At 73.0% G+C, this 13,095-nt stretch carries 13 protein-coding genes and 1 pseudogene; 3 read left to right on the forward strand and 11 right to left on the reverse strand.

All coding sequences use genetic code 11. From position 1 onward, the window contains the following. From AC0B9F_RS22640 to AC0B9F_RS22650, 3 genes and pseudogenes are all read left to right on the forward strand, one after another. Window positions 1-315: sigma-70 family RNA polymerase sigma factor (locus tag AC0B9F_RS22640; RefSeq protein WP_472005351.1), on the forward strand; the 315-nt coding region annotated here is incomplete at its 5' end. 125 nt (window positions 316-440) lie between these two features. Then, window positions 441-581, forward strand: a pseudogene (locus AC0B9F_RS22645) (MarR family transcriptional regulator); the annotation flags it as partial. Between the two features lie 91 nt (window positions 582-672). Further along, window positions 673-1,581: a YihY/virulence factor BrkB family protein gene (locus AC0B9F_RS22650; RefSeq protein WP_472005352.1), complete on the forward strand. Its 909-nt coding sequence runs from the start codon at window positions 673-675 to the stop codon at window positions 1,579-1,581. A 56-nt stretch (window positions 1,582-1,637) separates the two neighbouring features. Here the strand turns inward: AC0B9F_RS22650 and AC0B9F_RS22655 are convergent, their stop codons facing one another. The 11 genes from AC0B9F_RS22655 to AC0B9F_RS22705 all read right to left on the reverse strand — a co-directional run bounded on the left by AC0B9F_RS22655 (window position 1,638) and on the right by AC0B9F_RS22705 (window position 13,016). Then, window positions 1,638-2,819 carry a PP2C family protein-serine/threonine phosphatase gene (locus AC0B9F_RS22655; protein WP_472005354.1) on the reverse strand — a complete coding sequence of 394 codons (1,182 nt, stop codon included), beginning with the start codon at window positions 2,817-2,819 and terminating at the stop codon, window positions 1,638-1,640. A gap of 1 nt (window position 2,820) precedes the next feature. Beyond that, on the reverse strand, window positions 2,821-5,283 hold the full coding sequence (locus tag AC0B9F_RS22660) for a SpoIIE family protein phosphatase (protein WP_472005356.1): 2,463 nt from the start codon (window positions 5,281-5,283) through the stop codon (window positions 2,821-2,823). Between the two features lie 241 nt (window positions 5,284-5,524). Further along, the gene (gene rocD / locus AC0B9F_RS22665; protein ID WP_472005357.1) at window positions 5,525-6,745 is read right to left on the reverse strand and encodes an ornithine--oxo-acid transaminase; all 1,221 of its coding nucleotides are present in this window, start codon (window positions 6,743-6,745) and stop codon (window positions 5,525-5,527) included. Continuing rightward, window positions 6,745-7,563 (reverse strand): dimethylargininase, encoded by an 819-nt coding sequence (ddaH, locus tag AC0B9F_RS22670; RefSeq protein WP_472005359.1) that lies wholly within the window; start codon window positions 7,561-7,563, stop codon window positions 6,745-6,747. Before ddaH ends, rocD begins: the two co-directional genes overlap by 1 nt. Before the next feature lie 123 nt (window positions 7,564-7,686). Then, on the reverse strand, window positions 7,687-8,190 hold the full coding sequence (locus tag AC0B9F_RS22675) for an Lrp/AsnC family transcriptional regulator (RefSeq protein ID WP_472005361.1): 504 nt from the start codon (window positions 8,188-8,190) through the stop codon (window positions 7,687-7,689). A 55-nt stretch (window positions 8,191-8,245) separates the two neighbouring features. Further along, complete coding sequence (locus AC0B9F_RS22680) at window positions 8,246-8,428, reverse strand: hypothetical protein (RefSeq protein ID WP_361626337.1); 183 nt, start codon at window positions 8,426-8,428, stop codon at window positions 8,246-8,248. A gap of 75 nt (window positions 8,429-8,503) precedes the next feature. Continuing rightward, window positions 8,504-8,638, reverse strand: coding sequence for a hypothetical protein (locus tag AC0B9F_RS22685; RefSeq protein ID WP_472005362.1), 135 nt, complete (start codon window positions 8,636-8,638; stop codon window positions 8,504-8,506). A gap of 124 nt (window positions 8,639-8,762) precedes the next feature. Beyond that, window positions 8,763-9,713, reverse strand: coding sequence for a cytochrome c oxidase assembly protein (locus AC0B9F_RS22690; RefSeq protein ID WP_472005364.1), 951 nt, complete (start codon window positions 9,711-9,713; stop codon window positions 8,763-8,765). Window positions 9,714-9,816: 103 nt separating this feature from the next. After that, the gene (locus AC0B9F_RS22695; RefSeq protein WP_472005366.1) at window positions 9,817-10,842 is read right to left on the reverse strand and encodes a 6-phosphofructokinase; all 1,026 of its coding nucleotides are present in this window, start codon (window positions 10,840-10,842) and stop codon (window positions 9,817-9,819) included. A gap of 189 nt (window positions 10,843-11,031) precedes the next feature. Further along, complete coding sequence (locus AC0B9F_RS22700) at window positions 11,032-11,760, reverse strand: type 1 glutamine amidotransferase (protein ID WP_472005368.1); 729 nt, start codon at window positions 11,758-11,760, stop codon at window positions 11,032-11,034. Window positions 11,761-11,777: 17 nt separating this feature from the next. Next, window positions 11,778-13,016, reverse strand: a complete 1,239-nt coding sequence (locus AC0B9F_RS22705) for a DUF1727 domain-containing protein (protein WP_472005370.1) — start codon at window positions 13,014-13,016, stop codon at window positions 11,778-11,780. Window positions 13,017-13,095: the final 79 nt, after the last annotated feature.

Here is a 13,095-nt window from a genome sequence, read left to right on the forward strand (position 1 = left end):
CAGCTGGCCTCCAACGGCTACAACTCGTCCTCCCTGGACGCGGCGATCAACAGCAGTGAGGACGGTGAGGCCGCGCTGGCGGACTTCATCGGCAGTGAGGACGCCGCCCTCGCCCTGGTCGAGGACTTCCGCACTCTGGCCCCGATGATCGCCGCACTCGGCGAGCGTGACCGTCAGATCATCCACTGGCGCTTCATCGAGGAACTCACCCAGGCCCAGATCGGCGAACGCCTCGGAGTCTCCCAGATGCACGTCTCCCGGCTGATCACCCGGCTCCTGGCCCGCCTGCGCGAGGGCATGCTCACCACGGACTGACCGCCGGAACGTCTGCCGGACCGGCCCGCGGGGCCAGACCGCTGGACCGACCGCCGGACCGGCTGCGGGACCGGCTGCGGGACCGACCGCCGGCCACCCGGCGGTCGGACACCGCGCAGTGCGGAGCGGCCCGCGTAGCGCTCGAAGCGGAGCGCGGCCGCAGGGCCCGTTGGCTGGCGCAGGCCATCGAGGCCGAGCTCACGGACGAGGAGCGGGCGCTGCCGGCACGGAGCGCCGCCCTGCTCGAGCGGCTCGCCAAGCGCTGACCGGGCCGGAGCACACCGAAAGAGCCGGCCCCGGCGTCCCGGCGCAAAGAGCCGGCCCCGGCGTCCCGGCGCGGTGTGGGAGCATCTGACCATGCACGAGGCAGGTGGCCGGGCGAGCCGGTGGTGGGCGGCGCTGCGCCGGACGCCGGTGGCGGTGTGGAACGACGACATCACCGACTGGGCGGCCGCCCTCACCTATTACGCGGTTCTGGCGCTGTTCCCCGTGCTGCTGGTGATCCTTTCCGTGCTGGGTCTGACCGTTCCCGCAGCGAAGCCCGGTGTGATCGACCGGCTGACGCAGGCGGTCCCTCTGGCCTCACGCGGCCTGCTGCGCGACGCCCTGCGTCAGATGGCCGGGCAGTCGTCGGCGACGTGGGCGCTGCTGTCCTTCGGCGCGACCGGCGCCCTCTGGTCGGGTTGCAGCTACTTGAGCGTCTTCCGCAGGGGCCTGCACGCCATGCACCAGGTCAGCGCCCACCGGCCGGTGTGGCGCACCGCTCCGCGCGTCGTGCTGACCACCGTCGTGCTGATCCTGCTGCTCCTGGCCACCACACTCGCGCTGCTGGTGACCGGAAGCCTGGCGGGGCGGCTGAGCCGCGCGATGGCCTGGGGCGGCGTGCCGCAGGCGGCCTGGGCCGTACTGCGGTGGCCGGTGCTGGCCGTCGTCGCGGTCGCCCTGGTGCTCGTGCTGTACCGTTCGGGACCCGCTTCGGCGAGGCCGCTGCGGAAGATGGCACCGGGCGGGGCCCTGGCGGTCGTGCTCCTGCTGGCCGTCTCGCTCGGCTTCACCCTGTACGCCGACCACATGAGCACCTATCACCGGCTCTACGGCCCGTTGGCGGGCGTCGTGGTCTTCCTCGTCTGGCTGTGGCTGTCGAATCTGGCCCTGCTGTTCGGTGCTCAGTTCAACGTCGAGCTGGAGAAGTCGGCCGGCGCGGCCCGCACCGATGTCCCGCGGGGGCGAGGGCACAACGCCTCGCCGCTCGGCGAATCCGTCTGAGCGGAGGGCGGAAGGCCGCCGCAAGCAGACGCGCTTCGTGTACAGGCTCTGGGGCATCACAGCCGGACGATGACCAGGGCCGTGTCGTCGGTCGCGCCACCCGGGGGCAGGAGCTCCAGCAGGACGGCGTCGGCGAGGCGGGCCAGGCCGGTGTCGATGTCCTCCCGGCGGCGCTCGACCAGCCCGTCGGTGTACAGCACGAGGGTGGCGCCGGCCGTGTACGCCGTCGCCGCCTGGACGCGCGGCAGCGGGTCGGGAGGGGCGTCCAGCGGCGGGTCGGTGGCCTGGTCGAGGAACTCCACCCGCCCGTCGGCGTGCACGAGCACCGGCGGGGGATGGCCGGCGCTGCTGTAGGTGATGGTGCGGGCGTCGAAGTCGACGAACGCGGTGACCGCCGTGGCCGACTCCGCCCCGTTCACCACGCCCGCGTACCGGCCGAGCACGTCCAGTGCCTGCCCGGGCCCGGCGGCGACCCGGGAGGCGGCGCTCAGCGCGCTGCGCAACTGGCCCATCACCCCGGCGGCCTCCAGCCCGTGGCCGACCACGTCGCCCACCGAGACACCGAGACGATGACCGCCGACCAGGTCCACCAGGTCGTACCAGTCCCCGCACACGTTCAGCGCGCCGACCGCCGGGCGGTAGCGCACCGCCGCGCCCCGGTGCCGGATCTGCCGCGGCGCCGGCAGCATCGCCTCCTGGAGCGCCAGCGCCACCTCGCGCTCCCGGGCGTGCGCGTCCCTCAGCCGCTCGTTCAGCGCCTGAAGCTCCCGGGCCCGGCTGTACAGCTCGGCCTCCAGCACCCGGGCCCGGCTGCCCGAGTGACCGCCACGCGCCCGGATCAGCTCGGTGACCTCCTCCACCCGGTGCACGAGCAACGCCACCTCGCCGTCCGGGCCGAACACCGGCGCGTTGACGGGGCTCCAGTAGCGCTCGTCCCACTCGCCCGGCCGTTCGGCGCTCTCCACGTCGTAGCGCTGCAGAGCCATCGCGTCGCGCTCCCCGGTCGCGAGCACCCGGTGCAGCGACGCGGCCAGATTGCGCTGCCCGGACGCCGACGGATCGTTGGGGTTGTCCGGGAAGACGTCGAACAGATGACGGCCGACGACCTGCTCACGGGTACGCCCGGCGCCGCGCAGGAACTCCCGGTTGGCGTCGGCGAACACCAGCTCGGGCGTCAGGATCGACACCGCGCCCGGCAGGGACTGGAAGACAGCTGTGTAGTCGATAGCGTCCCGCACGTCACGCCTCCGCACCCGCAAGGGGCTGCTCGGCCCAGATGATCTTCCCGTCGGGCACGAACCGGGTGCCCCAGCGCTGGGCGAGCTGCGAGACCAGCAGCAGCCCCCGGCCGCCCTCGTCCGTGGTGCGCGGATGGCGCACATGCGGCGCGGTGGCACCCCCGTCGAAAACCTCGCAGACCAGGGTCCGCTCCCGGATCAGCCGCAGCCGGATCGGACCCCCGGCGTACCGGATGGCGTTCGTGACCAGCTCGCTGACCACCAGCTCGGTGGTGAACGCCAGCTCGTCCAGGCCCCAGTCGGACAGCTGCCGGCACGCCGTGCGGCGCGCGTCGGCGACCGCCGCGGGATCGCGGGGCAGCTCCCAGCCGGCGACCTGCCGGCCGCTCAGCCGCTTGGTGCGGGCCAGCAGCAGCGCCACGTCGTCGTGCGGGCGGCTCGGCACCAGCGCCTCGACCAGGGCCCGGCAGCGCACGTCGAGGGAGGGCGCCGCCTCGCGCAGGGCACGCCGCAGCCGGGACCGGTCGGCGTCGCCCGTCCCGTGCCGGCCGTCGGTCAGCAGCCCGTCCGTGTGCAACGCCAGCGTGCTGCCCTCGGGAAGCACCAGTTCCACCGACTCGAACGGCGGCCCGCCCACCCCGAGCGGCGGACCCTGCGGCAGTTCGACGAAGCGCACCGTGCCGTCGGGCAGCACCACGGCCGGCGCGGGATGCCCCGCGGCCGCCATCCTGCACCGCCCGTCGACCGGGTCGTACACGACGTAGACGCAGCCGGAGCCCACGGAGTGCGCGCTCTCCCCGCCCTCGATGCCCGCCTCGCCGCCCTCCTCGAGGGCCGGGCGCGGCGCCACCAGGTCGTCGAGGTGGGCCAGCACCTCCTCGGGCGGCAGATCGAGCGCGGCCAGGGTCCGTACGGCGGTGCGCAGCCGTCCCATCGCGGCGGCCGCGTCGATGCCGTGCCCGGGTGCCTCGCCCACCACCAGGGCCACCCGGGCCCCGGACAGCGGGATCAGGTCGTACCAGTCGCCGCCGAGCCCGGTCAGCTCGTCGGCCGGGCGGTAGCAGGCGGCCACCTCCACCGCGTCCTGCTCGGGCAGCCGGTGCGGGAGCAGGCTGCGCTGCAGGACGAGGGCCGCCTCGCGTTCGCGGGTGTAGCGGCGGGCGTTGTCCAGACAGACCGCGGCCCGGGAGACGAAGTCCTCGGCGAGACTGAGGTCGGCGGCGTCGAAGGAGTCGGGACGGTGGCGCCGGTAGAACGTCGTGATGCCGAGGGTGACGCCCCGGGCCCGCAGCGGCACCACCATCCCGCTGTGCAGGGTCAGTTCGCCGAAGGTGGCCTCCCGGCTGCCGGGCGCGTCCGCGGCCCACGGGCGGTCGGCCGGGTCGAGCCGTTCCTCCCGCCAGGAGCGGCCCGTGGCCAGACACCGCACCGGGGCGGAACCGGGCCGGTAGGTGGCGACGTGCCCGATCTCCACCACGGCTTCGGGCACGCCGGGGGAGACCGAACGGTGGGCGGCCCGGCGCAGCGTCACCGCCTCCTGTCCGGGCGCCGGCGCGCCCGCCGGTTCACCGCCGTGCAGCACGTCCTCGAGCAGGTCGACGGCGACGAAGTCGGCCAGCGCCGGCACCGCCACGTCGGCCAGCTCCTGCGCGGTGCGCATCAGGTCCAGGCTGCGGCCGATCTGCTCGCCCGCCCGGTCCAGCAGCGCGAGCCGCTGCTGGGCGCGGCGCCGCTCACTGATGTCGACGACCGTGTAGTACACGCCCGTCGGACGGCCGTCTTCGTCCTCGAGCCGGGTGAACGACATCATGTGCGCGGTCTCGCGCAGCGGGGTCGCGCGGACGTGGCCCACGTGCTCGTATCCGGTCACCGGTTCGCCGGTGGCGAGCACCCGCCGCATCTGCTCCTCGATCGCCTCCGCGTCCAGCCCCGGCTGCACATCGGCCAGGCGCAGCCCGAGCCGCTTCCCGGCGGGGGCGCCGCCGTACCGGGCCAGCGCCTCGTTCGACCACACGAACCTCAGATCGGTGTCCAGCACGGCGATGCCGATGGGGGAACCCGCCACCATCTGTTCCAGCACGGTGCGGCTCATGTCCCAGCCGGGGCCACCGGTCACCTTCGACAGCAGGGCCAGCCAGCGGGAGGGGCCGCGGGACTCCTCGGCGGCGGTGACGCGCACCATGAGCCGGGTCGCGGGGCCGCCCTTGCAGCGGGCAGTGAGCAGCCCGGCCCAGCCACCGTCCACCCGGCAGCGCTCCAGCACCTCGGGTGCGCGCTCGGCGTCCGCGCCGGTCAGCACGTCCGCGAGCTGTTTGCCGACCACTTCCGGGGCCGGGTATCCGAGCAGCCGCTCGGCGGCGCTGGTCCACCCCGTGACGAGGCCCTGGGCGTCGAGCAGCACCGGCGCGGCGTCCGCCACGTCGAACCGCCGGCCGGTCACGTCCGGCTCCTCGTGAGCACCCACGGGCGGCCTCTCTGTCGCTGACAGTGGTCCACCACCTCTCGCCCCCGTCCCCCTTCACCCTGCCTGAAAGGGGGTGCGGGGGCCACCGCGGGAGGGACGGGGCGGCTGCCCGCGCCTGAGCGCGCCCGCACGGGGCCCCGGGGACCGACCCTGGCCCCCGTGTGTCCGAAGGGCCGCCCGCCGAAGCGAGCGGCCCCTCGGGTCACCGCAAGACCCCGACCACGGTGGGCGCCGGGTCAGGTCACTGTGCGAGGACCTTCTCCAGCGCGCCCAGCGCCGACTCCAGCTCCTCGCGGGTGACCGTCAGCGGCGGGGCCAGCCGGATGGTGGAGCCGTGGGTGTCCTTGACCAGGAAGCCCTCCCGCATCAGCCGCTCGCTGATCTCCCGTCCGGTGCCGATCGCCGGGTCCACGTCGACGCCCGCCCACAGGCCGCGTGCGCGGAAGCCGACCACCCCGCGGCCGGTCAGCGCGGACAGCCCCGTGCGCAGCACCTCGCCCAGCTCGGCGGCCCGGCGCTGGAACTCGCCGGACTCCAGCAGCCCGATCACGGCCGTGCCGACCGCCGCCGCGAGCGGGTTGCCGCCGAAGGTCGAACCGTGCTCACCCGGGTGCAGCACCCCGAGGACCTCACGGGTCGCCACCACCGCCGACACCGGGACGATCCCGCCGCCGAGCGCCTTGCCGAGCAGCAGCACGTCGGGCATGACGTTCTCGTGCTCCACGGCCAGCGTGCGGCCGGTGCGGCCCAGGCCCGACTGGATCTCGTCCGCGACGAACAGCGTGTTGGTCCGCCGGGTCAGCTCGCGCACGCCCGCCAGGTAGCCGTCGTCCGGGATGATCACCCCGGCCTCGCCCTGGATCGGCTCGATCAGCACCGCCGCCGTCGTCTCGTCGACGGCCGCCTCGATCGCGGCGAGGTCGTTGTACGGCACGATCCGGAAGCCGGGCGCGAAGGGCCCGAAGCCGTCGCGGGCGGTCTCGTCCGTGGAGAACCCGACGACCGTCGTCGTGCGGCCGTGGAAGTTCTCCGCGGCGACCACGATCGTGGCCTGGTCCGCCGGTACGCCCTTGACGTCGTACGCCCACTTGCGGGCCACCTTGATGCCGCTCTCCACGGCCTCGGCGCCGGTGTTCATGGGCAGGACCATGTCCAGGCCGGTCAGCGCGGTGAGCCGCTCGGCGAACTCCGCCAGCTGGTCGTTGTGGAACGCCCGGGAGGTGAGCGTCAGCCGGTCGAGCTGCCGGTGCGCCGCCTCGATCAGCGCCGGATGGCGGTGGCCGAAGTTGAGCGCCGAGTAACCGGCCAGCATGTCCAGATAGCGGCGCCCCTCGACGTCCTCCACCCAGGCGCCCTCGGCGCGGGCGACGACCACGGGCAGCGGGTGGTAGTTCTGCGCGAGGACGGGCTCCTCGGCGCCGATCAGCTCGGCGGAGGTACGGACGCGGGCGGGTGCGCTCATCAGCGGATCTCCTGGGTGCAGCACTTGATGCCGCCGCCTGCCTTGCGGAACTCCGACAGGTCGACGGGAACGGGGACATAGCCGTGCTCGTCCAGCCGGGCGGCGAGCGTCTCGGCCTGCGGGGCGATGAAGACGTGGCGGCCGTCGGAGACGGAGTTCAGACCGAAGGCGAGGGCGTCCTGCTCGGTGGCGAGCACCGCGTCCGGGTACAGCCGCTGCAGCACCTCACGGCTGCCCGGCGAGAACGCCTCCGGGTAGTACGCGATGTTCTCCTTCGGCCCGTCGTCCAGCACGAACAGCGCCGTGTCCAGATGGTAGAAGCGCGGGTCCACGAGCGTCAGGCTGATCACCGGGTGCCCGAAGAACTCCTGCACCTCGCGGTGCGCCTCCCGGGTCGTGCGGAACCCGGTGCCGGCCAGCACGTAGCGGCCGGTCCAGACGAGGTCGCCCTCGCCCTCGCAGACGTTCTCGGGCCGGTAGACGTCGTAGCCGGCCGTCTTGAACCATGTGTCGTAGTGGGTGGACTCCGGGCGGCGCTCGGCCGCGTGGAAGAGCGAGCCGAACACGCGGCCGCCGACGACGACCGCGGAGTTCGCGGCGAAGACCATGTCCGGCAGGCCCGGGACGGGGGCGACCGCCTCGACGGTGTGCCCGTGGGCGAGGTAGGCGCCGATCAGGTCCTGCCACTGCCGCTGGGCGAGGTCGACGTCGACGGGCCTGTCGGGATGCATCCAGGGGTTGATCGCGTACTGCACGGCGAAGTGTCTGGGTTCGCAGACGAGGAAGCGCCGCCGGCGCGGCACACGGCTGTCGGTCACAGAGGGGTACCTCCGTTTCCTGGGTGTCGACTGAGGGTTGACACCAAGGTAGAAACTGACGTGGACGACCGACAAGCAACGACAGCTGCGTGTTCACGCAGGATCACTGCGTTGTGAAGCCGCTCAACGCACGTCTGCTGCGCCGTCCGGGGCGACCTGGCTGGCGCCCGCTTCGGGAGACTCCGGGATGAGATGGGACAGCACCATCACGCTGATCGTCTTCCGGATGAACGGCTCGGTACGGATGCGCTCCAGCACCTCCTCGAAGTGCTCCACGTCGCGGGCCCGCACGTGCAGCAGGGCGTCCGCCCCGCCGGTCACCGTCATGGCCGCCGTGATCTCCGGGTGGTTGCGCACCACCTCCGCGAGCCGCCGCGGCGGGGCCGCGCCCTCGCAGTACACCTCGACGTACGCCTCCGTGCGCCAGCCCAGCGCCGACGGCTTCACCGTCGCCGTGAACCCGGTGATCACCCCGGTCTCACGCAGCCGGTCCACGCGCCGTTTCACCGCCGTCGCCGACAGCCCGACGGCCGCACCGATCTCGGCGAAGCTCGTGCGGGCGTTGTCCATGAGCGCGGTGACGATCTTCCGGTCGAGCTCGTCGAACGGGGTGGGCCTGCTGTTCATGTCCGCACTGTATCCAGGGCGCGCGGGGCCGCCGGGCGTTCGCCGTCCGGGAGGATCAGGTGGTGCGGGTGGCGGCCATCCCGAGGGTGATCAGGCCCAGCACGACCCAGCCGAACCACAGCCAGCCGTTGCTGCCGAGGGCCACCGTGTACGCCGTCACGACGACCAGTCCGCCGAGGGTGACGGCACCCATGGCCTTGGTGGAACCAGGCGTGGAACCGGGAACGGAACCGGGCATCGCGACACCCTCCTCATGGTCGGCTCCCCTCCATGGTGCCCCCGATCGCCGCAAGGGCGCCCGGCGCTGCACCGATCAGTCGGTGCGGGCGGGCAGCCGCACGAGTCGGTGCGTGCGTGCGGCCGCGTGCGGCGGGGCGGTGGCCGCCGGGGCGCGGTCCCGGCCGAGCGCGCCGAAGCGCGCCCCGCGCCCGCCTCCAGCGCGCGGCACCCGCCCGGATCCCAGCGGCCGTACGCCCTCAGGCGTCCGAGCCCGGCCGGGCCGTGGCCGTGACCGCGGGGCCCTCCCGCTGGGGCGGGTTCTGCCGCCGCGTGCGTGCGGGCGGGCAGCCGCGTCAGTCGCTGCGGGTGCCGAGCGACGCCAGGTAGGCGTTGTACGCCTCCAGCTCCTTGTCGCCGTCCCGGTCGGCGGCGCGGTCCGTGCGGCGGGCCTGCCGCTGCTCGGAGCCGTACCACTGGAACAGCAGCGCGATCAGCACCAGCACCGACGGGATCTCGCTGAACGCCCAGGCGATACCGCCCGCCGCGTTCTGGTCCGACAGCGCCTCGATGCCGAGCGAGGCCGGCGGGTTCTTGAAGGTGCCCACCATCGGCTCCGACGCCATCATCAGCGCGATGCCGAAGAACGCGTGGAACGGCATACCCGCGAACAGCTCCAGCATCCGCATCAGGTGCCCCGGCCGGTGCGGGCCCGGGTCCACGCCGATGATCGGCCAGAAGAACACCACGCCGACGGCGAGGAAGTGCACCATCATCGCGACGTGCCCGGTCCTGGAGCCCATCAGGAAGTCGAACAGGGGAGAGAAGTACAGCGCGTACAGGCTGGCGATGAACAGCGGGATCGTGAACGCCGGGTGCGTGATGATCCGCATGTACCGGCTGTGCAGCAGCATCAGCAGCAGCTCACGGGGCCCCTTGCGGCCCCGGCCGGCCGTCGGCAGCGCCCGCAGGGCCAGGGTGATCGGCGCGCCGAGCAGGATCAGGATCGGCGACAGCATGCTGATCACCATGTGCTGCACCATGTGCACGGAGAACATGACCATGCCGTAGTCGTTCAGCCTGGTGCACATCATCAGCGCGACCGTCAGCACACCGACGGCGTACGACACGGTCCGGCTCACCGGCCAGGCGTCGCCGCGCCGCTTCAGCCGCAGCACCCCCCAGCCGTACAGCGCCAGCCCGAGCAGGCAGGCCACGAGGAAGAAGGGGTCCGCCGACCACTGAAGACCACGTCCCAGCGTGAACGGCGGCAGATCCATGACCATGCCGTGCCCGCTGTGCTCCATCCGCCGGCTCCTGATTCGTGGGGGGTTGTGCGTTTTCTGTCGGCACTCAGGGTACGGCGAACCCCGGCCACGCCAGTGACCGGGGTCCGGGCAAGCCACCGTCCTACAGAACGCACTCCGCCTCGGCGTACCGCTCGTCCGGAACCGTCTTCAGCGTCTCCACGGCCTCCGCCAACGGCACCATCACGATGTCCGTGCCCCGCAGCGCCGTCATCTGCCCGAAGCGCCCCGCGTGCACCGCCTCCACCGCATGCCACCCGAACCGCGTCGCCAGCACCCGGTCGTACGCGGTCGGCGTGCCGCCCCGCTGCACGTGCCCGAGGATCACCGGCCGGGCCTCCTTGCCGAGCCGTCGCTCCAGCTCGACCGACAGCTGCCGGGCGATGCCGGCGAACCGCTCGTGCCCGTAGATGTCCTTGCCGCCCTCGTCGAAGTCCATCGAACCGGCCTTGGGCTTGGCGCCCTCCGCCGCGACGACGATCGCGAACCGCTTGCCCGCGTCGAACCGCTCGCCGACCCGCGCCGCCAGCTCCTCGATGTCGAAGGGGCGCTCCGGGACGACGATCGCGTGGGCGCCGGCCGCCATGCCGGAGTGCAGGGCGATCCACCCGGTGTGACGGCCCATGACCTCCACGACCAGCACACGCTGGTGGGACTCGGCGGTGGTCTTCAGCCGGTCCAGGGCCTCCGTCGCCACCCCGACCGCCGTGTCGAAGCCGAACGTGACGTCGGTGACAGCGATGTCGTTGTCGATGGTCTTCGGCACGCCGACGATCGGCAGTCCGCTGTCGGACATCAGCCGGGCCGCCTTGAGCGTGCCCTCTCCGCCGATCGGGATGATCGCGTCGAGACCCAGCTCCGCGACATGCCCCTTCGCCCGCTCCACACCGTCGCGCAGATGCGAGGGCTGGACCCGGGAGGAGCCGAGGATGGTGCCGCCGCGGGCGAGGATGCCGCCCACCGCGTCAAGGTCCAGCTTGAGGTAGTCGCAGTCCAGGAGGCCCTTCCAGCCGTCCCGGAAACCGATGACCTCGTCGCCGTGGTCGGCGACGGCGCGGTGCACAACGGACCGGATGACGGCGTTCAGACCGGGGCAGTCACCGCCGGACGTGAGGACACCAATGCGCATAGCCCGAAACAACCTTCTCCACAGGGCTGGGACCGGACCGCGCTGTCCGGCTCGAATCCCCGCCACCCTAGCGGCTCAGGGGGGCCGGAGAGCACCACGCGTCCGCCTGCTGGAACACCCCGCTCACCTGTGCGGACGAGGCGTCAGACGGGCTGGTGAACCCCGGCCGGAACCGGGGTGCACGGCGGCTTACGCGGGCTGCTGTGCCGCCGCGATGCGCTCGCCGCGCAGCGCCTCGTACCAGCGGTCGTCGACCGGGGGCAGCGCGTTGACGTCGAGCGCCAGCTTCAGCAGCAGATCGGCGATCAGCGGGTTGCGGGCCAGCACCGGGCCGTGCATGTACGTACCGAAGACGGTGCCGTTGTACGCGCCCTCGGTGCCGTCGCCCGTGCCGTTGCCGTTGCCGAAGCGCACCTGGGCCAGCGCGCGGGCCGACGGGCCGAGGTGGGTGACGCCCTGGTGGTTCTCGAAACCGGTCAGCTGCGGCAGGCCGAGCTGCGGGTCGATGTCGCCGAGCACGTCGCCGACGCACCGCGCGCCCTCGCCGCGCACCGAGACCACGTCGAGCAGGCCGAGGCCGGGCTCGCGCTGACCGAGGTCGTTGATGAACTCGTGGCCGAGGATCTGGTAGCCGGCGCACACCGAGAACACGATCGCGCCGTTGTCCACCGCGCGGGTCAGCCCGCCGTCGCGGCGCAGCCGCTCGGCCGCGAGCCGCTGCGGGCGGTCCTCGCCGCCGCCGACCAGGTAGATGTCGCCGGAGGTCGGGATCGGCTGGTCGCTGCGCACGTCGAGCCGGGCCACGTCCAGGCCCCGCTGGCGCGCCCGGCGCTCCACGACGAGGACGTTGCCCTGGTCGCCGTAGGTGGAGAGCAGGTCGGGGTAGACCCACACGACCCGCAGGCTGTTGTCGCTCACAAAAGTCCCCTGAAGTGTCAGTTGCCGACGCGGCGGCGCAGGTCCTGGAAGGCGGTGTAGTTGGCGATGACCTCGATACGGCCCGGCGGGCACAGCTGCACGGCCTGATCGAGGGTGTCGCAGACCTGGAACTGCTGGTTGGCAACCTCCAGTCGCACCGCGAGGTCCAGTCGCCGGTCGCCGATCACGACGATCGGGTGCCCGGTCAGCCGCGTGTAGTCGACGTCCCACAGCCAGGAGGTGTCGGTGCCGTCGGCGCCGCGCGCGTTCACGGACAGGATCACCGGGGTCGGCGGCGGGTCGATCAGCGAGAAGGTCTCCAGCCAGCCGGCCGGGTTCTTCGCCAGCAGCAGCCGCAGGTCACGGCCCTCGAACTGGACCACGTCGTAGCGTCCGGCGACCGCCTGCACCTGGTACATGCGCTCCAGCGCGACCTGCGGCGGCACCCCGAAGACGGCGGCGACGGCCGCGGAGGAGGCGGCGTTGGCCTTGTTGGCGCGGCCCGGCAGCTGGAGGTGGATCGGCCAGGCGGAGCCGTGCGGGTCCAGCACGTGCTCGCCGTGCAGGGCCCAGCTGGGCGCGGGGCGGCGGAAGCCGCACTCGCCGCAGAACCAGTCGTCGCCGGGACGCTGCATCACACCGCCGCAGGACGGGCAGGACCAGGCGTCGTCCTTCCACATCTGTCCCGCCGCTACCCAGATCACATTGGGGGAGGAGGACGCGGCCCACACCACCAGCGGGTCGTCGCAGTTCGCGACGACGACGGCCTTGGTGCCGGCCAGGCCCTCGCGCCAGTTCTCGGCGAGCATCCGGGTCTCGGCGGCGCGGTCCAGCTGGTCGCGGGAGAGGTTGAGCAGCGCGATGCACTTGGGCTCGGTGTCCCGGGCGACGCCCGCGAGGTACTTCTCGTCGACCTCGATCACGGCGTAGCGGGCTTCCGAGCCGCCCGCGAGGGCGGAGGTGATGCCGGCCGGCATGTTCGCGCCGAGCGCGTTGGACACCACCGGACCGGCCGCGCGCAGCGCCTCGGCGATGAGCCGGGTGGTGGTGGTCTTGCCGTTCGTCGCCGAGACGAGGATCACGTCCAGGTTCTGGGCGAGCTTGGCGAGCAGGTCGGGGTCGAGCCTGAGGGCGACCCGGCCGCCGATCACCGAACCGCTGCCGCGCCCCGCTGCGCGCGATGCCGCCGCGACCGCCTTGCCCGCGGTCACGGCCAGCTTGGCCCGCGGCGTGAGCGGGTCCGAGTTGCCTGCCATCAGTTCTCGATCCTCCTTGCGTACGCGCCGCGCCTCGAAGCCTTTGAAGCCTGACGGCCACGTGGTGTGTGCCTCAGCC

It is taken from the genome of Streptomyces sp. NPDC097129 (assembly GCF_055668065.1).

What these genes read in the sequence shown, in the direction of transcription:
- AC0B9F_RS22650 (WP_472005352.1), top strand. Translation starts at nt 673, where the DNA reads ATGCACGAGGCAGGTGGCCGGGCGAGCCGGTGGTGGGCGGCGCTGCGC.
- rocD (WP_472005357.1), bottom strand. Translation starts at nt 6,745, where the DNA reads ATGAGCGCACCCGCCCGCGTCCGTACCTCCGCCGAGCTGATCGGCGCC.
- AC0B9F_RS22675 (WP_472005361.1), bottom strand. Translation starts at nt 8,190, where the DNA reads ATGAACAGCAGGCCCACCCCGTTCGACGAGCTCGACCGGAAGATCGTC.
- AC0B9F_RS22680 (WP_361626337.1), bottom strand. Translation starts at nt 8,428, where the DNA reads ATGCCCGGTTCCGTTCCCGGTTCCACGCCTGGTTCCACCAAGGCCATG.
- AC0B9F_RS22690 (WP_472005364.1), bottom strand. Translation starts at nt 9,713, where the DNA reads ATGGAGCACAGCGGGCACGGCATGGTCATGGATCTGCCGCCGTTCACG.
- AC0B9F_RS22695 (WP_472005366.1), bottom strand. Translation starts at nt 10,842, where the DNA reads ATGCGCATTGGTGTCCTCACGTCCGGCGGTGACTGCCCCGGTCTGAAC.
- AC0B9F_RS22705 (WP_472005370.1), bottom strand. Translation starts at nt 13,016, where the DNA reads ATGGCAGGCAACTCGGACCCGCTCACGCCGCGGGCCAAGCTGGCCGTG.